Below are 25,896 nucleotides of genomic sequence, written 5' to 3'. Positions count from 1 at the left end.
TGACGATGAGTATTCACACCCCATTTTTAAGTATCCGCTGGAAAGCGGGCTTATTTTTTAGTTTTATTCTGTTAATTTTTCTATTGATCTTTCATGTCATTATTTACTGGAACGTCCAACAAAAATTTGTTTTGTTCCGTTCTCAATTACAAGAGCAATATCATCAACAACTACTCGGACAAATCACGACCACACGAGATCAACTACAACGTCTTGCTGAATTACTCATCTCACCGGACGCCACACAGCAAGGTTCAGCACTTAAACAAAATGAGATATTAGATCGTATTCATCGCTACCGCAGCGATCTAGAGTTGAATTGGGATGTATCCCAAGTGCAGTTGTTTGATAGTAGTGGTCGGAACCTAGGTGGCTGGGGCCCGCCCACTCCAAAAGTCATTAAAGATAATATTACGCTGACCGCAGAAACTGAACTCGCCCAGAGTCAGCTAAATTGTGAAGTTAGTTGTAAGCAATATCAACTGTTACCTATTTTGGCTGATAGTGAGACAAACTATGTATTGGTGCTTGGCTATAATCTGACACAATCATTATTAGATTTTCAGGCACAAACTGGCGCCGACATTGCCATCATTTCCGATCAATCCAACACACAAGAGTTACGTCAAACCGACTCATCACTCTGGGACCGTCATCTCAATGTGCTCACGTCATTTAATAACAATATCGCTTATTTGAGATTCTTAGCAAAACACTACCGTTTTCAAGACATTGACCACGATAAGCTGATATTACGTGATTCAAATTTACCCGTTGAATTTCAATTTATTAAGCTAAGACAAGTCGATAATGTGGTGCTGGTTATCATAGATAACATTGCCAAACAGCAACAAGAGCTTAACAGCCTCACATACAGAACAATTATCTGGTCACTCATTGGCTTGATTGTGATTGGTGGCAGTCTGTTTTTATTATTATCAGCACCACTCAAACGTTTATCCAAAGTCTCTAAAGCGCTGCCCTTATTAGCCGAAAAAAAATACCTGCAAGTCAGAAACACTCTGAATCATGCCTCCCCGAAGCGTTATCTTGACGAGCTGAATATCCTTGAACAATCGGCTGTAGTCTTATCGGAACAACTAGAAGGTCTTGAGAATTCGGTCAGCAAACAAACAGATTCACTTAACAAACGGACACAAGAACTCATACAAGAAAGAGATTTTGTTAGTAATCTGATAGAGACCGCCCAATTAATTATTATCACACTGGATAAAAACTACTGCATTTCCAGCTTTAATGAGCTTGCCACAAATATCACAGGCTATGAGGCCAATAACGTTATCAGTCAACCATTCGAGCAATTTTTTCATCCTTCTGACTGGCAAAATATTCATCAATCATTACAACGACTATCTCATTATGATGAAAATATTGTTCATATGGAGTCAGATATTCTTTCAGCTGATGGTCAAATTCATACCATCTCATGGATACATTCGAGTTTCCAAATACCCACCAATAATGCTGTGATTCTCTCTGTCGGTATCGATATAACAGAAAAAAAACAAAATGAAACCGAATTACGCTGGCTCGCCAGCCATGATCCATTAACCGAACTCTATAACCGAAAGAAACTGAAGAGCCAGTTTGAACACATTCTAAAACAGGCTATTTTCAATGATCAGCAAGGTATTTTACTGGTGCTGGATTTAGATCATTTTAAAGATATCAATGACAGTTGCGGTCATAACGTCGGTGACCAGTTACTGAAAAACGTAGCAAAAGCACTGACAGAAATCAGTCGTGACAATGATGTATTAGCCCGATTAGGTGGTGATGAATTTGCCATTATTCTTCCAGAAACCGACTTAAATGTAGCCATTAATGTCTGTGAAAAAATTAGTGATCGATTACATGCTTTGCATTTTGAATTTGAGCAGGTTCGCTACAGCATTTCTTCCAGCATTGGTATCGTGCCCTTCCCACTGAATGAATTCAGTGTAGATCGTCTTCTAAGTAGCGCTGATTTGGCGATGTATCAGGCCAAGTCACTTGGTAAGGATACCTGGCATCTCTTTACTTTTGACGACATGCTTGGCAAACAGCTGCAAGAACGTATGCGTTGGAAACAGAAAATAGAAGATGCTCTGTCAGAGGATCGCTTTGTCCTGTATTTCCAACCCATCATGCAGATTCAAAAACAGACCGTGAGTCACTATGAAGTACTGCTACGTATGCAGGATGAGGATGGTCAAATACATAGCCCAGCAATGTTTATAGAAGTGGCTGAACAGTCGGGCTTGATCCATCGGATTGATCATTATGTTTTAGAGAAAGGCATTGCCAAACTTGCTGAACTCGAGCAACAAGAGCAAACCATCACCTTATCATTGAATTTATCTGCACACGCCATGCTAGATGCTGAGCTCATCCCGCTACTCAAACGTCTTTTAAAACATTATCGTGCCAGTCCGGAACATCTACTGTTTGAGTTAACAGAAACAGCTGCCGTCGCCGATATTAATCAGGCACGTCAATTAATGCGAGAAATGCGTGATTTAGGCTGTCGCTTCTCGATTGATGACTTTGGTTCAGGCTTTGCTTCGTTTCGTTATTTACGAGAATTACCTGTCGATGTGGTGAAAATCGATGGCATGTTTATCACCCATATCACAGATAATAATGACGATAAATTATTTGTGGAAGCCTTAGTTTCTGTTGCGAAAGGCATGGGCAAGAGCACAGTAGCAGAATTTGTTGAAAGTGCTGAGATTCTCGCCGTTTTAGCTGAACTAGGTGTGGACTATGCCCAAGGGTATTATATTGGAAAGCCGCAAGCTAGATTGCTTGATGGTCCGCTTAAATTAGACTAATCAGATAAACGCGTTATGCCGATCAGTTTGTTATTGTTATCAAATTCGATAGAAAACAGGCCATTGACACCGGAGCTATCAATAAAGCGACGAATATGTTCCGCCGGAAAACTGACCCTTTGCCCTGTTTCAGCCGTCACAATGACCGTTCTCGCCATGCCTTGATAATAACGAAGCGCTTGTTCAGGAGAAAGAGTCATTCGAAAGCGTAATCGTTTCATGCGTCGTCTTTCTAAATCAAATAATCACCTAAAGCGTGGGTCAACTGTGACATCATCGCTTTTTTTGCTATTTCCGAGTAAGGCTCTGCTTGGCCTACTCCCCATACAGGTTTTGGCCAGGTCGCATCTGTTTTAAATCGGGCAATATGGTGAATGTGTAATTGCTCAACCATATTACCTAATGCAGCAATATTCATCTTATCGGCTGAAAATAAAGTTGACATAGCATGGCTAAGAAAACTGGACTCGTTGAGTAATCGTTGCTGTTCAGACTCTGTCAGCTGATAAATCTCGGTTTTATTTTCACGCTTAGGCACCAGAATAATCCATGGATAGCGGACATCATTCATTAATAAAACATCACACAATTCAAATTCACCAATATGAATAGTGTCTTGTTTAAGTTGTGGATGAAGCGCGAACATTATTTTTCAGCCAGGTATTTGGTGACAATTTCATACACATCTGCTGACAATTCTTTTTCAGCAGCAATATGTTCCAGCGATGCTTTCATGAGTTGTTGTCGTTCAGCATCATAACGACGCCATGAGTTAAGTGCTCCTAACATTCTTGCTGCGACCTGTGGATTGAGCTTATCAAGTTTCAGTATTTGCTCTGCCAGGAAACGATAACCCGAACCATCTTTAGCATGAAAATGTATGGGGTTATTACGGCAAAACTGACCAATTAAAGCACGCACATTATTAGGATTTTTGATACTGAAAGCTTCATGTGTCATCAAGGCCTTAACGCGCAGCAAGGTATCAGGAAGCTTAGATACCGCCTGCACTGATAACCATTTATCAACGACTTGACGATCATGTTTCCATTGCTCATAGAACGCACGTAATGCATGTTCACGTTCTGGCCCGGCTTGATCGACCATCAAACGTAAACCGGCTAATAACTCGGTCATATTGTCAGTCACTTTCATCTGACGCAGACAGCGCTGAATCTGAAGGGGATCATGACTTGCCACCAGATAGGACAAACACAAGTTTTTCAAACTACGTGCCGCCATATCATCGGCATTGAACTGATATTTTTTGGTCTGACTCAGGCTTTCATACCGCTCGTTAAATAAGCGTTTCAAAGAAATCGCTATCTGCTGTTTTGCAAATTCACGAGCCTGATGAATCGCATCGACATCAGCAACTTGCATCTGGGCAGCCAGGTAGTTTTCACTTGGTAATGTCAGCATTTTTGCGATAAGCGCTGGATCAAGTTGCTTATCCTGCAAAATAGCTTCCAGTTGTGACAGCAACAATGGTGACATAGCGAGTTTATTTTGCTTCTGAATGTCATCAACAATGTCTAGCAACACATTAATCATCAGTTGCTGGCCAGCATCCCAACGATTAAAACTGTCAGTGTCATGGGCCATTAAAAAGGCCAGTTGGGTATTACTAAGATCATATTTCAGTTTCACCGGTGCTGAAAACCCACGTAAAACTGAAGCAACAGGCTCTTCGCTCACATGAATAAACTCAAACTGTTGCTGAGAATCGGTCAAAGATAAAACACGCGTGTCATCGTCATAGACAGTGCTCTCTCCCTGCAATTGCATAGGCATATTTTTCCCTTGACTATCTAATAAACCGATAGCAACAGGAATATGAAAATCTGCCTTGTTATCCTGACCAGGCGTAGCAGGACAAAATTGACTGAGAGTCAGTGTAAAACGTTGATTGATGGGATCATAGTGCGTTTTAACAGAAAGCTCGGGAGTGCCAGCCTGCTCATACCAACGTTTGAACTGACTCAAATCAACGTTATTGGTATCCTCAATCGCTTTAACGAAATCATCCGTGGTAACAGCCTGCCCATCATGTCTGTCAAAATAGAGATCCGTGCCTTTTCTAAAGCCTTCCTCGCCAACCAACGTCTTGATCATGCGCACGACTTCTGCACCTTTCTCGTATATGGTGACTGTGTAGAAATTACTGATCTCAATATACGAGTCTGGTCGCACAGGATGCGCCATCGGGCCAGCATCTTCTGCAAATTGCATACTGCGTAAACCATTTACATCATCAATACGTTGAACAGCGGCTGAATTGAGATCAGCACTAAAGCTCTGATCACGCATGACGGTGAAGCCCTCTTTTAGGCTGAGCTGGAACCAATCCCGACAAGTCACACGGTTGCCAGACCAGTTATGGAAGTATTCATGAGCGACGATACTTTGAATCGTATAAAAATCATCATCTGTGGCTGTTTCAGGCGTGGCCAGAACACAGGCGGCATTGAAAATATTTAACCCTTTATTTTCCATTGCCCCCATATTGAAGTCATTTACGGCAACAATCATAAAGACATCCAGATCGTATTCACGACCATAGACTTCTTCGTCCCACTTCATAGACTGTTTTAAGGACACCAGAGCATGATCACATTTATGTTTGTTTTCAGGATCCACATAAATACGAAGGCTGACTTCACGTCCACTCATGGTGGTGAACTGATCCTGCTGGCAATATAAATCACCCGCCACTAAGGCAAATAAATAGCTGGGTTTTGGGTGTGGATCATGCCAGCGTACCCAATGACGGCCATCATTGAACTGGCCTTGTTCTTCCAGGTTGCCGTTTGAGAGCATGACCGGCCATGCTTTCGCATCAGCCACAATCGTTACAGTGAAGATAGACATCACATCAGGACGATCAGGGTAATAGGTGATACGTCTAAACCCTTGTGCTTCGCATTGCGTACATAAAAGTCGGCCTGAATGATAAAGCCCTTCCAGAGCAGTATTCTGATCGGGATGAATCTCCGTAATGACTTCAAGTTCGAACTTGTCTGGCACTTCGGAAATAACTAGAGACTTATCACTAAGCTGATAATCCGTCTCTTCGAGTTCTTTTCCATTTAATTTGATGCTGACTAAGTCCAGTGACTCACCATCTAATACACATTCTCCTCCAGATGATTCGGGATTTAACCGCATTTTTAATGTACTGATAACACGTGTTTTTGATTTATCCAGATCAAAATGAAGCAAGGCTTCATCCACCAGGTAACGAGGCACCTGATAGTTAGCCAGTAAAGTCATTTTGGGTGATTGTTCTGTGCTCGCAAGATCCATCATATTTCTCTATTTAAAGTCATCCAGTGTCAATACAGACCAGACTTCATACGCAGGGGTTTCATAAGGGTGTGAAGAAAGTAACGCGTTTAAGACAGGCTTTATTTGTTGGGTGGGACAAACCGTTTCTACCCGGTACTCAGCTACATATTCCACCTGGCCCTGCTGCCCAATATAAGGCTGACTGCCATCTAATGGGCGAAATTGCCCTGTTCCTTGTGACTCCCAACAACAACTGTCATAACCATCATAACGTCCGGCACCGGCAGCAAAAATGGCCTGTTTTACGGCTTCTTTATGTGATTCAGGAACAAAAAAAACCAATTTTAATAAGCTATCAGCCATACCTTATCTAATACGCCATTTTTGGCCTAAACCATTACCTAATTCACTGTAGATGTAACGGCCATCACGACTAAACGCTAACGCTTGTATAACTACACCGGGTTTTAAAGCGTCTTTGCGTGGTGTTAACCAACAGCCCAGAGCCTGTCCATTTTGTGCACGCCAGACACACATTTCACGGTTGGGGTGGCCAGTCACGACATATTTACCATCAGAAGAATAGGCAATCGCGCTGGTTGTGGTTTTAAATACAGGAAAGTCACCCCAGATACCGTCTACGTCTACAGGTGATGTCGTGAGTACCGCGACTTGTTTACCACTTTTGACATTCCAGATACGTGTTTGTGCATTACCTGCTGAACTAATCACAAACCCACCCATGGGATCAAAAGAAACCAAACTAACACCATTATTATGTTGCCATATCCGAAGTTGTTGTCCGGTTTCCAGGTTCCACATTCTTGCTGTATGGTCATCTCCGCCCGTCAAGCCATATTTACCATTAGGTGAAATATCAACTGTGTTAATAAGCTGATCGATAGGTGAATTAACGGCTTTACCATCATGTTTCAGAATTTGGACGACGCGATTACCTATCACATCAAAATACACCGCTGTTCTGTCTTGCAACGCTAATAGAAGATGGTCACCTTTAGGCGATAAAGCAATATCTTTTATCGTGACTGGAAACTCAAGACGAATCATCGGTTCACCGTTTTCCATATTCCATAAAACGATAACTTTTGATTCTACCGTGGCCGCCACTTTACTATCGTCAGAAAAAGCCACATCTGTTGTCGTACCGGCATCATTTGGTGTGTTTTGCCAGGTATATTTCACCTTATTCGTCTGAAGGTCCCAGAGTTTTGCTGGCAAATCAATATCGCCGACCAGCACGTAACGACCATCAGGTGAAAAGCTGGAAGCATAGCTGCCATTTTCGCTGTGTTTCCAGGATTCTGTCGGTGTTCTTTCTTCTGTACATGCTGACAATGAAAGCAATACCAATGCAGCACTGAGCGTTCGGATTACATGGCGGGAGAATACAGACATCGGCATCAGGAACGAGGAAGAGTTACACCAGACTGGCCTTGATATTTACCACCACGATCAGCGTAAGATGTCTCACACACTTCATCAGACTCGAAGAACAACATTTGTGCCACACCTTCATTCGCGTAGATTTTTGCCGGTAAGGGAGTGGTGTTGGAAAACTCTAATGTCACCTGACCTTCCCATTCAGGTTCCAATGGGGTGACATTCACAATAATGCCACAGCGAGCATAAGTGGATTTGCCAAGACACACTGTCAGAACATTTCGTGGAATTCTGAAGGTTTCTACTGTTCTGGCCAGTGCAAATGAATTCGGTGGAATGATACACACATCAGACGTCACATCCACAAAACTGCTTTCATCGAAATTCTTCGGGTCAACAACGGCTGAATTAATATTGGTGAATATTTTAAATTCATTTGAGCAGCGAACATCGTAACCATAACTTGACGTGCCATAAGAGATAATGCGGTTATCATCACGATATCGAACTTGTCCCGGCTCGAAAGGTGAAATCATGCCCTGCTCCGCCATACGACGAATCCATTTATCTGACTTAATCATAATTGCTCGGTCATACCTTTTTATAATTGTTCAATCACAAGCCTATTAAAACACATCTTGAATAAGCTTTATTATGTGTTGACTAAACATTAGTCATTTTTAATCACAATGTTCGGGAACGCTGCAGAATAATCTTTACTTTGCATGGCTAATCTGGCGCCAACTCGGCGAGCAATGCGGCGATAAGCCATTGAAATATCAGCGTCAGGATCAGTGACAACACTAGGTTTACCAGAGTCAGCATCCTCACGAATTTTTATATCCAGAGGTAAACTACCCAGCAAATTAAGATTGTACTGCTCGGCCATGCGCTTGCCACCGCCTTCACCAAAAATATGCTCTTCATGACCGCATTTGCTACAAATATGTGTACTCATATTTTCGACAATGCCTAGAACAGGTACTTTTACCTTTTCAAACATCTTGTAGGCTTTACGCGCATCAAGCAATGATATGTCTTGTGGCGTGGTGACAATGACAGCACCACTCACTGGCACTTTTTGTGACAAGGTTAATTGAATATCACCTGTGCCCGGTGGCAAGTCAATAATCAGGTAATCTAGATCTTTCCAGTTAGTTTCACCGAGCAACTGTTGTAGGGCTTGTGTCACCATCGGTCCACGCCAAATCATCGGTTCCTCTTCATCAATAAGGAACCCAATCGACATAGTTTGAATGCCATAACTGTCTACTGGGTTCATGCTCTTGCCATCAGGCGATTCTGGTCGACGATTGGCACCGAGCATGCGTGGTTGGCTTGGTCCGTAGATATCAGCATCAAGCACCCCCACGGTTGCGCCTTCTGCTGCAAGCGCCAACGCCAGATTGGCTGAGGTTGTGGATTTACCCACACCACCTTTGCCCGATCCAACAGCAATGATGTTTTTGATATTATCCAGTGCCTGCACACCCTGCTGAACTTTGTGCTTAATGATTTCACTTGAGACAACAACATTGACATTGTCAGCCCCGGCTTGCTGTAGATCTGATGTTAATGATTGATTAAGCTCATCGATGTAGCCTTTGACCGGATAACGCAGAACCACAGAGACGATTTGTTTTCCAGACTCCTCTGCGACCATAATCCCTGGATTGGTCTCCCCCAGTTTTATCTCGGTTGATGGGTCCTGAAAGTCATTAATAATCTGCTTAATCTGTGCATTATCTAACATGGCTCACTCCGGTCTATTCAGTGCGTAATCGACACAGACTCGCACTTTTTCTGTTTTTTTGTATCAGACGCTAAATGCGTATGGTCTGACTAAACTGATAACTAAAAAAAACGCCATCTGTAAGACGGCGTTCGTTATCAATCTAATTTGGGGCCTCGCAACGTATTTTGCAAGGGCCAATCGCGATAATTAAATACTTGTCCCTGCTGGCGTACACGAGCTATCTCATTCACATCCAAATCTGCATACACCCATTGTGCTGTATCAGCTGAACCTTCAGCCAAAATACCATTATCAGGAAAACCGTAATCAACCGGGGTGTAAATGCTGGCACGACCTGTGTTCACATCAACTGCTTCTGACCATAAGGCTTCACCAAATGTCGGCGACTGCAGGACGTAACACTGGTTTTCCAACGCCCTAGCCTGACAACCAATTCTGACACGATAAAAGCCGGCTTGTGTATCAGTACAACTTGGTACTAAGACCACATCAGCACCCGCCTGCACTTGTTCATGGGCAATCAATGGAAACTCGCTGTCATAACAAATATTAATAGCAAGACGACCAATATCGGTATCAATCACCTTAATATCCTGACCAGCATGAATCAGCCACTGTTCGTTCTCGAAGCGAGTCATGATGAGTTTATCCTGATAATCAATCAGTCCCTCAACACCGTATAGATTAGCTCGATTTCTAAAGCTACCATCCGACTGTATTACGGGGAAAGAGCTCGCCAGAATCATGACATCAAATTGCTTCGCCAGCTGGGCGTATAAAGCCTCGTAGTCGGCATATATATCTTGCATGGAATGCAACTGCTTGCCCAAGTCTTTATAAACCGACTCCCCAAAAAGTGAAGCGAGTTCCATGCTGCCATATTCAGGGAAGACCAGTAGTTTGGCACCATTTTTAGCTGCGTGACTTACCCATTGGGTCAACTTATCTTCAAACTCAAACCACTGTGCGAAAAAGCCAATATCATATTGGGCTACCGCTGCTTTCACTTTGCTCATTTATTTTTCCACGGGCATTGCACAAAAAGAGTCACGCAAGTCAGCACTCTCTTCGCACAAAAAGATTAGATTTTTTTCATCCAGAATGTCATTGGCTTTGGTGACTCAAGCGCTTCATCCACTTCTTTCCAACTGAATGTGGTATTCAATTCTGGATGTTTTTCATAGCCGCGTTTACGCCAAAAATTATCAAGAGGCTGATAGTCAGCGGGTCTCAATGGATGATCCTCAGGGCGTTGAACCCCACAAAAACAGCTGTAATCGAAACCACCTATCTCATGAGCATGGGCTTCACGCTCATCGAAAAATGCCACACCTGCACCTTGCCCGCGGTATTGAGACAATAAAACGGATTCACCGCAGTAAAAGATCTTGTCAATATCATAACCAGCGGCGATAAAAGGGGCTTTGACTTCGTCGGTTTCATATTTCAGCGGAATACCGGTAGAGGCACCCACTACATGGTCACCATCAAAAGCCAGCACAATCACGCTATCAGGCGCTTCAATATAAGTTTGAAGATATTTTTCTTCGTATGTCAGATCCCCATCATAAAGATAAGGAAAGTCACGAAAAACACGAATCCGGAGCTCAGCAAGCTCCGGAATGTATTGATTGAGCTTATCGCCAGACAGTCTTTCCAGTCTTAACATCGCACACCTCTTAGCCTGCGACTTGGGCGATCCAGTCTTCTAAGTTGTAGTAATTAGTAATACGAGCGACTTTACCGTCACGCACCACGAAAAATGCGCCTGCGGGTAAACGGTATGTTTGACCAGCGGCTTCTGGCAGACCTTCATCAGTTGACATATATTCACCTAATACTGTGAACTCAACCGCTGCACGATCGCCAGCATCATTGGTGGTGATAGAAATATCAACGATGTTTTCTTTGTAGTGCGCATTCATACGATCCATAAACTTCTTGAATGCTTCTTTACCAATTTCACGACCACTTTGGTTTACATCATGAATCACGTCGTCTGTCAGCATATTAAGAAATGCATCCATATCACCGCGGTTAAATGCATTGTAGTAGTCTTCCAACAGTTTTACTGTAGCTTGATTCATGATGAAAAATCCCAAAGAGTAGAAAAAGGCCGAATTTTATCTGTTTCATGGAATGAGGAAAAGACTTAATTTCTTCATTACCTCATATCCTTAGCCTACAAACAGGCCATTTGATTTATTTGTTTTTTGAATCGCGCTCTAGCTCCGTTGATTAATAACGGTTTCGTTGTACGATGCCCATTAATTTATACGTGAGTAAAGACGCTGAAAAATCATAAGCATGGAACCCTTCAATGGGCGCAAATTCCATGATGTCAAAACCGATAATTTCACGCTGTTTGGCTACCGACTCGAATAAATTGAGTGTCTGATACCAGTCCAGTCCACCTGGCACTGGCGTTCCTGTTGAAGGAAAAACAGAAGGATCCATGCCATCAATATCCAGTGTGAAAAACACTTTTTGTGGAAAATCCTCTGGCAACTCGATTGACTGAATGCGGTTGGGTACTAACTCATCCGCATCCTGATATAACACACCGAATTCGTCACGAAATGCCATTTCTTCTTCACAATAAGCACGTATACCGAGTTGGTAAAGAGGAATACCCATATCGACAGCACGTTTCATGACAGAAGCATGACTAAGAAAATCACCTTCATACGCCTGACGCAAATCAGCATGTGCATCAATCTGCACAATGCCAAAATCATCGATACCGGCATCACGCAAGCCTTTAATCACACCATAAGTCACCGTATGCTCACCACCAAGTACAACCGGCATGGCGCCAGCTTTAATGATATCGGCTGTCGCTTTAGCAATATTATCAATAACTTGCTGAGGGGCGACACTGCAATCCACTGGTTCACAGGTATAAATACCTTCATCGCAGGGTTTGCTTTTGCCATCCCATTCTTCCAGTTGCCAGGAAGCTTGCAAGATAGCGTTGGGGCCCAGGGCAGTACCTCCGCCATATGACACGCTCTTTTCATAGGGCACGGGTAATACATGAAACATGGCGTTGTGTGGTTCTGGCTGTTCAATTTCTGAACCGAGAAAAATTGGATACTCTTCCATTTGAATCAACTCAAGATAATCTGTGTTTAAAATCGTCGTAACCGAATTCTTTAACTATGCGTAAAGCATCGGTTTCTGAGTTCCACAACGCAATGGCTGGTAATTTGGTGCCATTAAACGTTGTGGTTTTGACCATGGTGTAATGTGCCATATCTTCAAAAATCAGCCGTTGTCCGACTTCCAATGGTTCTTTGAAGCTGTAATCATCAATCACATCCCCAGCCAGACAAGTTAAACCGCCTAGACGATAGGTATATTCAAACTCATCCGCTTCACCCGCACCATGAATATCGGGACGATATGGCATTTCCAGCGTATCCGGCATATGACAAGTGGCGGACGTATCAAGAATCGCCTGGTTCAGTTTATTCCAGGTGATATCCAGCACTTCACAGCTCAAAATACCAGTACCGATCGCCATGGCTTCACCTGGCTCAAGATAGACCTGCACATCGTGACGAGATTGGAATGCCTGGATTAATTCGACCAACCCATTAATATCATAGCCATCAGCGGTAATATGATGACCACCGCCAAAGTTGACCCATTTCATTTGTGGCAAGATATGACCAAACTTTGATTCAACTGCTGCCACTGTTCGCTCAAGTGGCTCAAAGCCTTGTTCACACAAGGTATGAAAATGTAGCCCGCTAATGCCTGCTAATGCACTTTCATCAAGCTGAGACAGCGTGATGCCCAAGCGTGAACCTGGTGAACAAGGGTCATAAATTGGCACAGCCCCTTCAGAATGTTCAGGATTGATTCGTAAACCAAACTCCAGATCAGGTCGTTGCTGTTGGACCGCTAGACACTGCTCTCTAAACCGTAACCACTGGCTGCAAGAGTTAAACACGATGTGATTAGCGAATGTAAGCAGTTCATCAATATCCGCTTGACTAAAAGCAGCAGCAAACACATGTACTTCGCCACCGTACTCTTCATATCCCAAACGAGCTTCATGCAAGCCACTGGCGCAAGTGCCATTGAGATAATTTTGTGTTAAGTCACCTAGCGACCACATAGAAAAGGCTTTTAGGGCACCAAGTACTTTTGCACCACTCGCGACAGCCACACCATGCAGAATGCGTAGATTACGTTCTACGGCAACTTCATCAACCACAAAACACGGTGATGGCAAACGAGATAAATCCAGTTTGCCAAAATCAGTAAACTGCATCGAAATTAGTCGTCCAGATTAAAGTTATCAAGCTCAATCACACTCCACGGCAAACCATATTTATTCATGTCTTCCATAAATGGATCAGGATCGAACTGTTCAATATTCCACACGCCAGGCTGTTTCCACTTACCTTCTAACATCATTTTGGCACCAATCATGGCTGGTACACCTGTGGTGTAAGAAATAGCTTGAGACTGGACTTCCTGATAACAATCCTGATGATCTTTGATGTTATACAGGTAAACAATTTTTTCTTTGCCGTCTTTAATGCCTTTCACCACGCAACCAATACAGGTTTTACCTTTGGTTCTTGGGCCTAAAGTTGAAGGGTCAGGGAGTAAAGCTTTCAAAAACTGAATCGGTACAATTTTCTGGCCGTTATAGTCAATAGGCTCAATACCGGTCATACCGACATTACCCAATACTTCCAGATGCTTCAGATAGCTGTCACCAAAACTCATCCAGAACTGAGCGCGTTTCAGAGTCGGGAAATTTTTAGTTAATGATTCCAGTTCTTCATGATACATACGGTAAATATTGTAGGTACCGACTTCTTCTGGGCAGGTAAATGTCGCTTTTTTTGACATCGCAGGCGTTTCAACAAACTCGCCATTTTCCCAGTGACGACACTCAGCAGTCACTTCGCGGATATTAATTTCCGGATTAAAGTTGGTAGCAAATGGATAACCGTGATCACCACCATTGACATCGATAATGTCTAACTCGTGGATTTCATCAAAGTAATGCTTGGCAATATAGGCCGTGAACACATTGGTCGCACCGGGATCAAAACCACTACCCAGCAATGCTGTTAAGCCCGCTTCTTTAAATTTATCCTGATAAGCCCATTGCCATTTGTATTCAAACTTGGCTGTATCCAGTGGTTCATAGTTAGCCGTATCCAGATAATCCACCCCGGCTGCCAGACAGGCATCCATAATGGTCAAATCCTGATACGGCAAGGCCACATTAATCACTAAATCGGGTTTCTCTTGTTCCAATAACGTGGTCAATTCAGCGACATTATCCGCATCAACCTTCGCTGTTTTGATAGGTCGGTCTAACTGGGCTGCGATCGCTTTGCATTTTTCTTCTGTTCGGCTTGCCAATACAATTTCAGAGAATACTTCTGGTAACTGTGCACATTTATGTGTGACTACGCCACCGACACCGCCGGCACCAATAATCAGGACTTTAGACATTGCTGAATTCCTTTAACTCGTCTCAATTAACGTTCAAAAAAAGTATAGCCATGCATACTTTCTTTAAAAGCATGCAACATTTTTTGGCGCATAGGCACCGAAATACGTCCGTCTCGCACAGCTTCTTCAGCGATACGCCGGAATTGTTCTAACATGTGTTTAGGGTCGTACTCAACATAACTCAGTACATCGGCAATACTGTCGCCGTGGAACTCGCGGCGGAAATCAAAGCCGCCTTCTTCGTTGATATGCACACTGACGACATTGGTATCGCCAAACAGATTGTGCAAATCGCCTAGCGTTTCCTGATAAGCACCAACAAGGAAAACACTTAAGTAATATTCTTCACCGTCTTTAAGCTCATGCAATGGCAAGGTTTTCTTCACGCCCGTTGGTGAAATAAAGTTATCAATCTTACCGTCACAATCACAGGTCATGTCTGCCAACACGGCGTCTCTGACGGGGGCTTCATTTAAGCGATGTATGGGCATAATCGGGAATAACTGATCGATGGCCCAGATATCCGGCAAGGACTGGAACAAACTGAAGTTACCATAATAAATATCAGATAAAAGTTCTGGTAAGGCTTCCAGCTCCTGAGACACACGTCTTGCCTGTGGCAGCAAATTCGAAATCTTTTCAAGAATGGCCAATGCCAGATTTTCAGCCAAAGCACGTTCACGAATGGTCCCTTGACCATGATGAAATAACTCACGCATTTCATCACGGTAATACAAAGAGTCGTTATAGCACTCTTGTAAATTTTCCGGACTCACATAGTCAAGCACACTGAATAAGTTAATGATGTGATCGTGACTGTCTTCTGGCGCTTCAGCTGGGAGCGGTTCCGCTTTGTGCTCTCGCACTTCCAATACATTAAAAAGCAGCATCGATGAGTACGCCACCAACGCACGACCAGACTCAGAAATAATGACCGGATGCGGAATATCGAGTGGGTCCAGGCTTTCCTGTAAAGCTTCAACGATGTTGTAGCAATATTCATCCAGACCATAGTTCATGCTGTGTGTGCTGTTACTTCTGGCCCCTTCATAGTCAACAGCCAGACCACCGCCCATATCGATGTAGCCCATTGGGGCACCTTCTTCGATTAGGCCCGCGTAAAACCGACATGCTTCCATAACACCGGTACGGATATTACGAATGTTAGGGATTTGAGAACCGAGATGGCTGTGCAATAACTGCAAGCAATGCAGCATATTCGCTTGCTTGAGTTTATCAACCACACCTAATAAAGCACTGGTGGATAAACCAAAGATAGATCGATCACCACTGTCTTCATTCCAGTGACCTTCCACCATAGAAGCCAAACGAATGCGAACCCCAATCAGAGGGTCAATCCCCAGAGCACGACTACGCTCAAGGATAATATCCAGCTCCATCGCCGTTTCCAAAACAAAGAAACACTTGATCCCCATTTGACGGGCATACAAACCAAGCTCAATGAACTCTTCGTCTTTATAACCATTACAGACAATCAGACTGTCGTGATCACGTAGCTGTGACAAGGCGATAATTAATTCAGCCTTACTGCCGGCCTCCAGACCATGATGATAACGGCTACCGTAATCCGCAATCTCTTCAATGACGTGACATTGCTGATTCACCTTGATTGGAAATACGCCACGGTAATGATTTTTATAATCTGCTTCTTCTATTGCACGTGAAAAGGCTTCATTAAGCTGAGTAATACGCTGATCGAGCAGATTTTCAATGCGTAAAACGGCCGGCATATCCAGCCCACGTTCACGCATGCCATTGACGATATCGATGATGGGCACTTGTATGGTTTTCTCACCAAACTGCACGCTGACAACCGCATTGCCATCTTCAGACACATCAAAATAGTCACTTCCCCAGTCCCTGACTCCATATAAACGAGCACTATGTTCAGCACTCCATTCAGTACTTAAATCCAGCTCGTTATCGATAGTAGGAAAAGGCGTTTTCTGCATTGACGATTATTCCCGTCTTGGTTAGTTAAAGGGCGCGATTTTCACTAGTTTGCAATGAAAAAGCAAAGAATTATTTCAATTATTACATTGGCGAGATGACATCAAAGTGACACCTGCTCAAATTATCGGTAATTCATCAGGCACTGCGGTATCTGTTGCTGGATCCAAATCCGTATGAAAAGCCAGCACACTATCAGCCACTTCGTCCGGTTTGTTAAACCTTGCGATATGAAACAAGGCCTCTCCCTCATTCACTAGTGGAATATTGGTACGGCCGATGACGATACCTGAACTGCTCGCCAGCACCTCTGTTTCAGAATCCCCTTTACCATAGGGAGCAGCCACCATGCCTAGTAAATCTCCTTTGTTCACACTGGCGCCCATGGGCACCAGCATTCTGAAGATGCCACTTTCCGGCGCTCTGACCCAAACACTGCTTCGAGCGACAAATGGCTCGTGTTGACGTTTTTTGTGTCGAGTCGTTGCCAACATACCAATGTGACGCATCACAGCCAAGACGCCTTTCACACCAGCCCTGATTGCCATTTCATTAAATCGTAAAGCTTCACCAGCTTCATACACAATTACTGGCACATCATATGAAGCGGCCGCATAACGTAGTGACCCCTGAATCAGACTCGAGTTCACTACCACAGGCGCATCAAAAGCATGAGCCATCATTTCTACGTCAGGATTGGATAAGTCAGCTCGTATCTGAGGTAAATTATCGCGATGAATGGCAGCGGTATGGAGATCGATACCATGCGTACACTGACTGACGACTTCTTTCATAAATGAGTCAGCTAATCGGGCAGCCAGCGAGCCTTCATCTGAACCAGGAAAACAGCGATTCAGATCGCGTCTGTCTGGTAAGTAACGGGATTGATTGAGAAAGCCATACACATTAACCACGGGAATCGCGATGATGGTGCCTTTCAGACCTTTTAAACTCTTACTTTTCACCAACCTGCGAATAATTTCAACGCCATTGATTTCGTCACCATGCACGGCGGCTGATACAAACAGAATCGGGCCTTTGCGACGCCCACGTATGACGTGCACAGGCATGCTCAACGCAGTCTGCATATAAAGGTCAGGCAAAGGCACATCGATAATCTTACTTTGCCCTAATCTGACTTCCTCGCCAGCCAGAACTAAAACGTCAGACATGCGCTTAGCCTCGACCCCGGGTTTTTGTTTTACCAGAACGGGCATTTCTCTCGATAAAATCGATGATCATGCTGGCAATATCTTTACCGGTTGCGTTCTCAATACCTTCCAGTCCCGGTGATGAATTCACTTCCATCACAACCGGACCGTGATTTGAACGCAGTAAATCGACACCACAGACATTCAAGCCCATAGTTTTCGCAGCACGCACAGCCGTGGCTCGCTCTAAGGGTGAAATACGGATCAAGTTAGCACTACCACCACGATGCAGATTAGAACGAAATTCGCCTTCTTTTCCCTGACGTTTCATTGATGCAACGACTTTATCACCGACCACAAAACAGCGAATATCGGCACCGCCAGCTTCTTTGATAAATTCCTGCACCAGGATATTGGCTTTCATGCCCATGAAGGCTTCAATAACACTTTCCGCGGCTTTTTCAGTTTCGGCCAGTACCACACCAATACCTTGTGTCCCCTCCAGCAACTTAATCACCAACGGCGCGCCACCGACCATTTTTATTAAGTCGTCTACATCATCCGGACGATGCGCAAAGCCTGTCACAGGCAAACCAATGCCTTTTCTGGATAATAATTGAAGCGCGCGCAATTTATCTCGTGAGCGGCTGATAGCCACTGACTCATTAAGCGGATAAACATTCATCATTTCAAATTGACGAAGCACCGCTGTGCCATAAAAAGTGACGGATGCACCAATTCGTGGAATGACAGCATCATAACCTGTCAGAATTTCCCCTTTGTAATGCACTTCAGGTTTTAGCGAGGTAATGTTCATGTAGCATCGAAGTACGTCCAATACATGTACTTCATGACCTCGCGCCTCTGCTGCCTCAACCAGTCTACGCGTTGAATATAACTTGGGGTTACGAGAAAGAACGGCGATTTTCATCAGCTTTCTCCATCAAAAAATTCTTTAACAGGCTGTTCATCATGCTCCTGAACACTTTGGCCAGTCATAAATGACATGGCAGGATTGACAATAAGATTGCCGGCGGTCATAGCGGTTCGACCCAACAGCATTCTAAACAGCATATTATCGCGGTTTGTCAGAGTGACTTCTATAGGCCATTGTTGATTGCCCAGAGATACCTCAGTCTGAATCACATAACGTTTTTCAGTATGCCCTCCAGAATCCGTCACATTGCGCTGATCAATGACTATCGCTTCACACCATTTAATAGTGTCAGTATCACCTTGATTAGGATGAACGCCAAATCGCACCCACAGTTGCTGCTCTTGCTCAAATTCTTCTACTGAGAAGGCGTGGATGGCAGACGTTCTGGCCCCCGTGTCCACTTTCGCTTTAATTCGATTCAAACCAAGTTGAGGTAAACTAAGCCACTCTCGCCAACCTACAATGATAGGGTCGTTGGCGATAGGTTCGTTTTTATCTTCTGTCATCAGATATCAGCCGTTTGTTTTGCTAGGATTAATGATAGCACTGGGCAGAATGCGTCAACGATTCTGATAAAGCAGACGGTTCATTGTGGTAATAGCGCTGACCTTGATCTCTTTAGGGCAAACACGCTCACATTCTCGATAGTTACTACAACTACCAAAACCTTCTTCTTCCATTGCGTGCAATAATTTTGCGGGACGTTGTTTGTCCATTTGTCCTTGAGGCAAAACCGACAAATGTGCAATTTTTGCTGCTACAAATAATGTAGCTGAGGCATTTGGACAGACTGCGACACAAGCACCACAGCCAATGCAGGTAGCTGCATCAAATGCCTCATCGGCAACGTGCTTCTCTATCGGTAAAGTATTCGCTTCACAGGCCGAACCTGTCCGGATAGGAATATAACCGCCAGCCTGAATAATACGATCAAAGGCACTTCTATCGACGATGAGATCTTTGATAATGGGGAAAGCAGTGGCTCGCCAGGGCTCAATCCACAGTTCTTTTTCATCTTTGTAATCCCGCATGTATTGCTGACAGGTTGTTGTTGCCTGTTGTTTACCATGCGATGTGCCATTGATAACAAGATTGCAGGATCCACAAATCCCTTCCCTGCAATCAAAGTCGAATGCCACCGGATCTTCACCTTGTAGTGTCAGCTTATCATTTAGTGCATCCATCATTTCCAGAAACGAGGAGTCTTCACTCGCCTCAATTTCATACGATTTGAAATCACCCTTTTTATCGGGTCCGGATTGTCGCCAGATATTCAGTTTAAAAATCATTGGTAATTTCTTATGCTGGGTCGAACAAAATCAAAATGCAGATATTCACGATAAAGCGTTGGGTGACTGACATCACCACTATACTGCCATGCCGCCACGTAGGAATAATCCATATCGTTTCGTTTGGCCTCACCCTCCTCTGTAAGGTGTTCTTCACGTGCATGGCAGCCACAAGATTCTTCCCTGTCCAGCGCATCAATACACATCAATTCCGTCAATTCAAAAAAGTCGGCCACACGACCTGCACGCTCTAACGTTTGGTTTAATCCCTCTTCCGAGCCTGATATTTTAACTTTTTGCCAGAATTGCTGACGCAGAGCTTGTATGTCTTTAATCGCTTCTTCAAGTGAAGACTTGGTTCGCGCCATGCCACAGGCATGCCAGAGAATCTGACCAAGTTGCCGATGAAATTCATCAGGCGTGATTGATGGTTCCGGCGCATTCATCAAACGGTTGATACGAGTTTTGGCTGACGCCATCGCTTCATCAATCTGACTGGAATACTGCTCTGCCTTGATGGGTTTCTGTTTCGCTAAAAAATCCGCTACCGTGGTCGGCAAAATAAAATAACCATCCGCCAGCCCCTGCATCAGTGCACTTGCGCCCAACCTGTTCGCACCGTGATCTGAGAAATTCGCTTCGCCACCGGCAAACAAGCCATTAATCGTTGTCATTAAGTTATAGTCCACCCACAACCCCCCCATGGTGTAATGCACAGCGGGATAGATTCGCATAGGGGTTTCATAAGGGTTCTCAGCAGTTATACGCTGATACATTTCAAACAGGTTGCCGTACTTTTCTTCGACGGCAGCTAATCCCTGCTTTTTGATAGCCTGAGCAAAATCAAGATAGACGCCCAGTTTTTTCCCTTCAATTTCAAAGCCGACCCCACGGCCTTCATCGCAGATTAACTTCACTGCTCGAGAGGCAATATCCCGTGGCACCAAATTACCAAACGACGGATACATTCGTTCGAGAAAGTAATCGCGATCCTCTTCAGGAATATCTTCTGGCCGTTTATCACAATCCGCTTTGTTTTTTGGTGCCCACACACGACCATCATTGCGTAGCGATTCACTCATCAATGTCAGTTTGGACTGTAACTCACCATGTTGTGGAATACAGGTAGGATGAATCTGGGTAAAGCAAGGATTAGCGAACAAAGCGCCTTTTTTGTGGGCTCGCCAAATCGCAGAGGTGTTACAACCTTTGGCATTAGTAGATAAATAAAAAGCATTACTGTAGCCACCGGTACAGAGCACCACACAATCAGCAAGATGACTTTCCAATTCACCTGTCACTAAATCACGGGTCACAATACCGATAGCCCTGTCACCATCCATTATGAGCTCTTGCATTTCACAGCGTGAACGGTGAGTAATCGTTCCTTCTGCAATCTGTCTACTCATCGCCTGATAAGCACCGAGTAAGAGCTGCTGACCCGTTTGTCCTCTGGCATAGAATGTTCGCGAGACCTGAGCGCCACCAAAGGAACGATTGGCTAAATACCCCGAATATTCACGTGCAAACGGCACGCCTTGAGCCACGGCTTGATCAATGATCGCCGTGCTCAATTCGGCTAGACGAAAAACATTGGATTCTCTGGCTCTGAAGTCGCCGCCTTTAATGGTGTCGTAGAACAGACGCCAGACACTGTCGCCATCATTCTGATAATTTTTGGCCGCATTAATACCACCCTGAGCAGCAATACTATGAGCACGACGCGGGCTATCCTGAAAACAAAAGGTTTTTACATTAAAACCCATTTCGCCTAATGAGGCAGAAGCAGAAGCCCCAGCCAATCCCGTTCCAACCACGATGACTGTATATTTTTTGCGGTTGGCCGGACTGACAACGCGAGAGTTATATTTATGTTGCTTCCATCTGTCCTGTAATGGCCCTTTGGGTGCATGACTATCTAATTCAAACTCATTCATCACACTAACCACACATAAACAGGAATAGAAACAAAACCCAGTGCCAACACAGCCACTGCCGAATGAATAGCAATATGGTGCATTTTGGATGAAATCCCTAAGGTTTGAAGAACATTAATCAATGAATGCTGTAAATGCATCGTTAATATAAACACGCCCATCAGATAAAACAGTGTGATGAATGGAGAGCTGAACCAGTCGAGCAAAGACGCTCTGACATCAAATGGATTCACATACAAAGACTGCAGAATATGAACGATAATAAATAGGAATAAGAGGATAATGCTTAAGGTCACCAGGGAAGCGGGTATATGAAACTTATCGTGTTTTTTATAACTAACCTGTCTGGCATGACTGTTTTTACGGCGTATATTGACTGCTGCCCGAACATGAACCCACAAACAAATCAATACGATGGCTAACACTGGCCAACGTATCCAGGCTGAATTATAAATCTGATAAAACTGGTTAAAGCTATCACCAAAAAAGAAACTGAGATTGGACAACATATGAAACAGGAGATAAACGCTTAATACCGTTCCTGCAATGGTCATGGTGCGTTTTTGTATCTGTAATAACGTCATGCTCAGCTTTCCATATCCAGTCTGGCATCCTTGCTGTCAGGTCGCGGTTTCAGGTTTTCTTTTTCAATGGTTCGGATACAGCTATTCCAACGTAGTGTAGCCTCATCATTATGTTCGGGACGTATTTTTTCCGCCTTCTGATAAAACTGTAGCGCTTCGATAAAATAATCATAAGCAAACACTCTGGCCATACTTTGAGTCAGCATAAACCTGGCGCGGCGCTCATGAAGGAGCCCCGTGTAATAAAACTGTTGATAGCGACTTTGTAACTTTTCAATGGCTTCTTCAATCGACTTTACTTGCGTCTTTTTACCGGCATGATGTAGCTGGTCACTTAAGGCCAGTATGTAGAGCACGATGGCTTTTTGGTTATCAGGCTCGATATGCAAAATATCCAGACAAATACTTTCGGCAATCTCAGGCTCAGCAAGTGAACGATATTGGCGTGCTTTTTCCAGTGCCAGCTCAACCGAATCAGCATGAATATTATGTAGATGAAGATCCATTAATTACCCCGAAATGGCAGACGTAACACAAGCAGTGTTAACTCCAATCTAATGCAAAGACTGATGCATTTCAATATTACGATGAAACAGCGAGAGAAAGCGGATGTTTACATGGTGTAAACACCCTAATTCTGGTATCTTTTATGGCTTTTATCACGGTTAATTTCGGTTCACTCATGCAAAGAAAAATTCTGGTCACCAGCGCTCTTCCCTACGCCAATGGTTCAATTCATCTGGGCCACATGGTGGAATACATCCAAACTGACGTCTGGGTTCGTTTCCAGAAAATGCGTGGCAATCAATGTTATTACGTCTGCGCAGATGATGCGCATGGCACACCGATTATGCTGCGTGCACAAAATGAAGGTATTTCGCCTGAACAGCTGATTAGCGATGTCAGTAAAGAGCACCAGGCTGACTTTTCTGAGTTCAATATTGGTTTTGATAACTTTCATAGTACCCACAGTGACGAAAACCGAGCCTTAGCCAGTCAGATTTATTTAGCTAACCGAGATGCGGGTCATATTGAAGCCAGAACCATTAGCCAAGCCTACGATCCAGAAAAAGAAATGTTCTTACCCGATCGGTTTATTCGAGGCGAATGCCCAAAATGTGGTGCAGCGGATCAATATGGTGATAACTGTGAAGTCTGTGGTGCCACTTATGAACCCACTGAACTCAAAAATCCGGTGTCTGCTGTATCAGGTGCCACCCCTATTACCAAAGAATCAGAACACTATTTTTTCAAACTCGGTAACTTTGAAAAAACACTAAAAGAATGGACTAATAGCGACCATCTACAGCCTGAAGTCACACGTAAACTCAGCGAATGGTTTGATAGTGGTTTGCAAGACTGGGACATTTCACGTGATGCCCCCTACTTCGGTTTTGAAATTCCAGATACGGATAATAAATTCTTTTACGTATGGATGGATGCACCGATTGGTTATTTAGCCAGTTTCAAAAACTTCTGTGATCGTACAGGTGTGGATTTTGATGAGTTTATGAAGCCCGGCAACAACACTGAGATGGTGCACTTCATTGGTAAAGATATTATCTATTTCCACGCCCTATTCTGGCCTGCCATGTTAGAAGGCGCGGGTTTCCGTCAGCCGGATAATATCTATGCGCATGGGTTCCTGACTGTCGATGGCAAAAAAATGTCGAAATCTCGGGGTACCTTCATTAAAGCACGTACCTATTTGAATCATCTGGATCCAGAATATTTACGTTATTATTTTGCAGCCAAACTCGGTAGTGGCATTGATGATATCGATTTAAGTCTGGAAGACTTCCAAACCCGAATTAATGCTGACTTAGTCGGTAAAGTCGTCAATATTGCCAGTCGCTGTGCGGGTTATCTGAGTAAAAAATGTGATGGTCAGTTAACTGATTCATTGGCTGATGTAGCCTTGTTTGAAAGCTTCACCAATCAAGCTGAGTTGATAGCAGAACGCTATGAAAAACGTGAGTTTGGTCAGGCCATGCGTGAAATTATGGCTTTAGCTGATCGGGCTAACCAATATATCGATGAAATGAAGCCGTGGGCGCTGGCCAAAGAAGAAGGCAAAGAACAAGAAGTCCAGGCCATTTACAGCATGGGCATTAATTTATTCCGTGTGTTAATCGCTTATTTAAAACCAGTATTACCAAAAACGGCTGAACAAGCTGAAGCCTTCCTTAATATCGAACCATTGAACTGGACTGATATTGCATCGCCACTGCTTGGTCATACGATAAATAAATTCACACCGTTGATGACACGTATCGAAAAAGAAAAAATCGATGCGATCATTGAAGAATCAAAAGAAAATATGACAGAAACAAAACCAGCAGAAAAGCAAACTACAAGCAATACGAATATTGATCCGATAGCTGATGAAATCCAATTTGATGATTTCGCCAAGATCGATTTACGCATTGCCAAAATCGTCAATGCAGAGCATGTGGAAGGTGCAGATAAATTGCTTAAACTCACCTTAGATATTGGCTTAGGTGAACGTCAGGTGTTTGCAGGCATTAAATCAGCCTATTCTCCAGAAGACCTTATCGGTAAATTAACCGTGATGGTCGCCAATCTAGCGCCACGTAAAATGCGTTTTGGTTTATCAGAAGGGATGGTCTTGGCTGCAGGACCAGGTGGAAAGGATTTATTTATCTTAAATCCAGATAATGGCGCTCAGCCTGGGATGAGAGTGAAGTAATCTCACTTAGTACAGACGAAAAAAAGCCCCGCATTGCGGGGCTTTTTTAAGTCAGCTTAGTGAAGCCATTAACATAACTCGGCTCTCGCACAAACAGTAGTCCAAGTAGTTGTTCCATTAGCAAAGTTACCAGTCATAGTAAACGTATCTGCAGCAGTAATACCACCCACTGCATTAGGTGTCACAACAATTGTTCCTGCACCATTATTCCAAACAACATTGTCAACCATTTGAGTAGGGTCTGTACCAGCAGCCATGTTAGCAGGAACACCATTACTACCAGCCGCACAGCTAGCAAAACCATTATTGACTTGAGCACATGTTTCAACAGCTGTTTTAACAGCAGTAGCTGCCATGACTACTTCCGTGTAACGTGCTTTTTGCGTGTACTGTTGATAAGCAGGTAATGCAATTGCAGCCAAAATACCAATAATCGCAATGACGATCATCAACTCAATTAATGTAAAACCTTGTTGGACTTTTTTCATGTTTTATCTCCGTATCTTTTGATGTAAGCACTACGCTTAAACTTCACTAATACAGTTATTGTG

24 protein-coding genes are annotated in these 25,896 nt (G+C 43.7%); 2 read left to right on the top strand and 22 right to left on the bottom strand.

Annotated features, from left to right (window positions below):
- The first annotated feature begins 5 nt into the window (after positions 1-5).
- A complete protein-coding gene (locus tag B3V56_RS13195; RefSeq protein WP_289284398.1) occupies positions 6-2,834 on the top strand; it encodes a bifunctional diguanylate cyclase/phosphodiesterase in 2,829 nt (942 codons plus the stop codon).
- On the opposite strand, the gene B3V56_RS13190 is transcribed toward B3V56_RS13195, so the two are convergent.
- The 21 genes from B3V56_RS13190 to B3V56_RS13090 form a co-directional block, all read right to left on the bottom strand.
- Complete coding sequence (locus B3V56_RS13190; RefSeq protein WP_289282899.1) at positions 2,831-3,055, bottom strand: DUF2835 domain-containing protein; 225 nt, start codon at positions 3,053-3,055, stop codon at positions 2,831-2,833. The two genes, B3V56_RS13195 and B3V56_RS13190, sit on opposite strands and share 4 nt — an antisense overlap.
- An 11-nt stretch (positions 3,056-3,066) precedes the next feature.
- On the bottom strand, positions 3,067-3,480 hold the full coding sequence (locus tag B3V56_RS13185; protein WP_289282898.1) for an HIT domain-containing protein: 414 nt from the start codon (positions 3,478-3,480) through the stop codon (positions 3,067-3,069).
- On the bottom strand, positions 3,480-6,140 hold the full coding sequence (gene pepN / locus B3V56_RS13180; protein ID WP_289284450.1) for an aminopeptidase N: 2,661 nt from the start codon (positions 6,138-6,140) through the stop codon (positions 3,480-3,482). The genes B3V56_RS13185 and pepN overlap by 1 nt, the downstream gene beginning before the upstream one ends.
- Positions 6,141-6,149: 9 nt before the next feature.
- On the bottom strand, positions 6,150-6,485 hold the full coding sequence (locus B3V56_RS13175; protein WP_289284397.1) for a YqfO family protein: 336 nt from the start codon (positions 6,483-6,485) through the stop codon (positions 6,150-6,152).
- A gap of 3 nt (positions 6,486-6,488) precedes the next feature.
- Positions 6,489-7,538, bottom strand: coding sequence for a WD40 repeat domain-containing protein (locus B3V56_RS13170; RefSeq protein ID WP_289284396.1), 1,050 nt, complete (start codon positions 7,536-7,538; stop codon positions 6,489-6,491).
- A gap of 5 nt (positions 7,539-7,543) precedes the next feature.
- Positions 7,544-8,107, bottom strand: coding sequence for a dCTP deaminase (gene dcd, locus B3V56_RS13165; protein WP_286306127.1), 564 nt, complete (start codon positions 8,105-8,107; stop codon positions 7,544-7,546).
- An 86-nt stretch (positions 8,108-8,193) separates the two neighbouring features.
- Positions 8,194-9,276 carry an iron-sulfur cluster carrier protein ApbC gene (gene apbC / locus B3V56_RS13160; protein ID WP_289284395.1) on the bottom strand — a complete coding sequence of 361 codons (1,083 nt, stop codon included), beginning with the start codon at positions 9,274-9,276 and terminating at the stop codon, positions 8,194-8,196.
- Between the two features lie 137 nt (positions 9,277-9,413).
- Positions 9,414-10,295 (bottom strand): carbon-nitrogen hydrolase family protein, encoded by an 882-nt coding sequence (locus tag B3V56_RS13155; RefSeq protein WP_289282894.1) that lies wholly within the window; start codon positions 10,293-10,295, stop codon positions 9,414-9,416.
- Positions 10,296-10,360: 65 nt separating this feature from the next.
- Positions 10,361-10,948 carry a GNAT family N-acetyltransferase gene (locus B3V56_RS13150; RefSeq protein WP_286304396.1) on the bottom strand — a complete coding sequence of 196 codons (588 nt, stop codon included), beginning with the start codon at positions 10,946-10,948 and terminating at the stop codon, positions 10,361-10,363.
- A 10-nt stretch (positions 10,949-10,958) separates the two neighbouring features.
- Entirely contained in the window at positions 10,959-11,366 is a 408-nt protein-coding gene (locus B3V56_RS13145) for a ketosteroid isomerase-related protein (RefSeq protein ID WP_286304395.1), read from the bottom strand.
- A gap of 151 nt (positions 11,367-11,517) precedes the next feature.
- On the bottom strand, positions 11,518-12,384 hold the full coding sequence (speB, locus tag B3V56_RS13140) for an agmatinase (RefSeq protein WP_289284394.1): 867 nt from the start codon (positions 12,382-12,384) through the stop codon (positions 11,518-11,520).
- 10 nt (positions 12,385-12,394) lie between these two features.
- Positions 12,395-13,561, bottom strand: a complete 1,167-nt coding sequence (gene nspC / locus B3V56_RS13135; RefSeq protein WP_289284393.1) for a carboxynorspermidine decarboxylase — start codon at positions 13,559-13,561, stop codon at positions 12,395-12,397.
- Positions 13,562-13,566: 5 nt separating this feature from the next.
- Complete coding sequence (locus B3V56_RS13130) at positions 13,567-14,766, bottom strand: saccharopine dehydrogenase family protein (protein WP_289282891.1); 1,200 nt, start codon at positions 14,764-14,766, stop codon at positions 13,567-13,569.
- Between the two features lie 26 nt (positions 14,767-14,792).
- Positions 14,793-16,739, bottom strand: coding sequence for a biosynthetic arginine decarboxylase (gene speA, locus B3V56_RS13125; protein WP_289282890.1), 1,947 nt, complete (start codon positions 16,737-16,739; stop codon positions 14,793-14,795).
- A gap of 117 nt (positions 16,740-16,856) precedes the next feature.
- Positions 16,857-17,909: a succinylglutamate desuccinylase/aspartoacylase family protein gene (locus tag B3V56_RS13120; protein ID WP_289244714.1), complete on the bottom strand. Its 1,053-nt coding sequence runs from the start codon at positions 17,907-17,909 to the stop codon at positions 16,857-16,859.
- Between the two features lie 4 nt (positions 17,910-17,913).
- A complete protein-coding gene (gene rimK, locus B3V56_RS13115) occupies positions 17,914-18,819 on the bottom strand; it encodes a 30S ribosomal protein S6--L-glutamate ligase (RefSeq protein ID WP_286304388.1) in 906 nt (301 codons plus the stop codon).
- Positions 18,819-19,331, bottom strand: coding sequence for an ATP-dependent zinc protease (locus B3V56_RS13110; RefSeq protein ID WP_286304387.1), 513 nt, complete (start codon positions 19,329-19,331; stop codon positions 18,819-18,821). The genes rimK and B3V56_RS13110 overlap by 1 nt, the downstream gene beginning before the upstream one ends.
- A 54-nt stretch (positions 19,332-19,385) precedes the next feature.
- On the bottom strand, positions 19,386-20,114 hold the full coding sequence (locus B3V56_RS13105) for a succinate dehydrogenase/fumarate reductase iron-sulfur subunit (protein ID WP_289282124.1): 729 nt from the start codon (positions 20,112-20,114) through the stop codon (positions 19,386-19,388).
- The gene (locus B3V56_RS13100; RefSeq protein ID WP_289284392.1) at positions 20,111-22,051 is read right to left on the bottom strand and encodes a fumarate reductase/succinate dehydrogenase flavoprotein subunit; all 1,941 of its coding nucleotides are present in this window, start codon (positions 22,049-22,051) and stop codon (positions 20,111-20,113) included. The genes B3V56_RS13105 and B3V56_RS13100 overlap by 4 nt, the downstream gene beginning before the upstream one ends.
- Complete coding sequence (locus B3V56_RS13095) at positions 22,051-22,635, bottom strand: succinate dehydrogenase (protein WP_289282122.1); 585 nt, start codon at positions 22,633-22,635, stop codon at positions 22,051-22,053. Before B3V56_RS13095 ends, B3V56_RS13100 begins: the two co-directional genes overlap by 1 nt.
- Before the next feature lie 2 nt (positions 22,636-22,637).
- A complete protein-coding gene (locus B3V56_RS13090) occupies positions 22,638-23,141 on the bottom strand; it encodes a hypothetical protein (RefSeq protein ID WP_286304383.1) in 504 nt (167 codons plus the stop codon).
- 176 nt (positions 23,142-23,317) lie between these two features.
- On the opposite strand from B3V56_RS13090, the gene metG reads away from it, so the two are divergent.
- Positions 23,318-25,345: a methionine--tRNA ligase gene (gene metG / locus B3V56_RS13085; RefSeq protein ID WP_289282121.1), complete on the top strand. Its 2,028-nt coding sequence runs from the start codon at positions 23,318-23,320 to the stop codon at positions 25,343-25,345.
- 68 nt (positions 25,346-25,413) lie between these two features.
- On the opposite strand, the gene B3V56_RS13080 is transcribed toward metG, so the two are convergent.
- Entirely contained in the window at positions 25,414-25,833 is a 420-nt protein-coding gene (locus B3V56_RS13080; RefSeq protein WP_289244710.1) for a pilin, read from the bottom strand.
- Positions 25,834-25,896: the final 63 nt, after the last annotated feature.

Source organism: Methylophaga sp. UBA2513 (genome assembly GCF_002341285.1).
Taxonomy (GTDB): domain Bacteria; phylum Pseudomonadota; class Gammaproteobacteria; order Nitrosococcales; family Methylophagaceae; genus Methylophaga; species Methylophaga marina.
The sequence above is the reverse complement of the archived record's forward strand: the minus strand, read 5'-3'. Positions and strand labels throughout refer to the sequence as shown.

Coding starts and splice junctions, on each gene's coding strand:
- B3V56_RS13195 (WP_289284398.1), top strand. CDS start 6: ATGAGTATTCACACCCCATTTTTAAGTATCCGCTGGAAAGCGGGCTTA.
- B3V56_RS13190 (WP_289282899.1), bottom strand. CDS start 3,055: ATGAAACGATTACGCTTTCGAATGACTCTTTCTCCTGAACAAGCGCTT.
- B3V56_RS13185 (WP_289282898.1), bottom strand. CDS start 3,480: ATGTTCGCGCTTCATCCACAACTTAAACAAGACACTATTCATATTGGT.
- pepN (WP_289284450.1), bottom strand. CDS start 6,140: ATGGATCTTGCGAGCACAGAACAATCACCCAAAATGACTTTACTGGCT.
- B3V56_RS13175 (WP_289284397.1), bottom strand. CDS start 6,485: ATGGCTGATAGCTTATTAAAATTGGTTTTTTTTGTTCCTGAATCACAT.
- B3V56_RS13170 (WP_289284396.1), bottom strand. CDS start 7,538: ATGTCTGTATTCTCCCGCCATGTAATCCGAACGCTCAGTGCTGCATTG.
- apbC (WP_289284395.1), bottom strand. CDS start 9,276: ATGTTAGATAATGCACAGATTAAGCAGATTATTAATGACTTTCAGGAC.
- B3V56_RS13155 (WP_289282894.1), bottom strand. CDS start 10,295: ATGAGCAAAGTGAAAGCAGCGGTAGCCCAATATGATATTGGCTTTTTC.
- B3V56_RS13150 (WP_286304396.1), bottom strand. CDS start 10,948: ATGTTAAGACTGGAAAGACTGTCTGGCGATAAGCTCAATCAATACATT.
- B3V56_RS13145 (WP_286304395.1), bottom strand. CDS start 11,366: ATGAATCAAGCTACAGTAAAACTGTTGGAAGACTACTACAATGCATTT.
- speB (WP_289284394.1), bottom strand. CDS start 12,384: ATGGAAGAGTATCCAATTTTTCTCGGTTCAGAAATTGAACAGCCAGAA.
- nspC (WP_289284393.1), bottom strand. CDS start 13,561: ATGCAGTTTACTGATTTTGGCAAACTGGATTTATCTCGTTTGCCATCA.
- B3V56_RS13130 (WP_289282891.1), bottom strand. CDS start 14,766: ATGTCTAAAGTCCTGATTATTGGTGCCGGCGGTGTCGGTGGCGTAGTC.
- speA (WP_289282890.1), bottom strand. CDS start 16,739: ATGCAGAAAACGCCTTTTCCTACTATCGATAACGAGCTGGATTTAAGT.
- B3V56_RS13120 (WP_289244714.1), bottom strand. CDS start 17,909: ATGTCTGACGTTTTAGTTCTGGCTGGCGAGGAAGTCAGATTAGGGCAA.
- rimK (WP_286304388.1), bottom strand. CDS start 18,819: ATGAAAATCGCCGTTCTTTCTCGTAACCCCAAGTTATATTCAACGCGT.
- B3V56_RS13110 (WP_286304387.1), bottom strand. CDS start 19,331: ATGACAGAAGATAAAAACGAACCTATCGCCAACGACCCTATCATTGTA.
- B3V56_RS13105 (WP_289282124.1), bottom strand. CDS start 20,114: ATGATTTTTAAACTGAATATCTGGCGACAATCCGGACCCGATAAAAAG.
- B3V56_RS13100 (WP_289284392.1), bottom strand. CDS start 22,051: ATGAATGAGTTTGAATTAGATAGTCATGCACCCAAAGGGCCATTACAG.
- B3V56_RS13095 (WP_289282122.1), bottom strand. CDS start 22,635: ATGACGTTATTACAGATACAAAAACGCACCATGACCATTGCAGGAACG.
- B3V56_RS13090 (WP_286304383.1), bottom strand. CDS start 23,141: ATGGATCTTCATCTACATAATATTCATGCTGATTCGGTTGAGCTGGCA.
- metG (WP_289282121.1), top strand. CDS start 23,318: ATGCAAAGAAAAATTCTGGTCACCAGCGCTCTTCCCTACGCCAATGGT.
- B3V56_RS13080 (WP_289244710.1), bottom strand. CDS start 25,833: ATGAAAAAAGTCCAACAAGGTTTTACATTAATTGAGTTGATGATCGTC.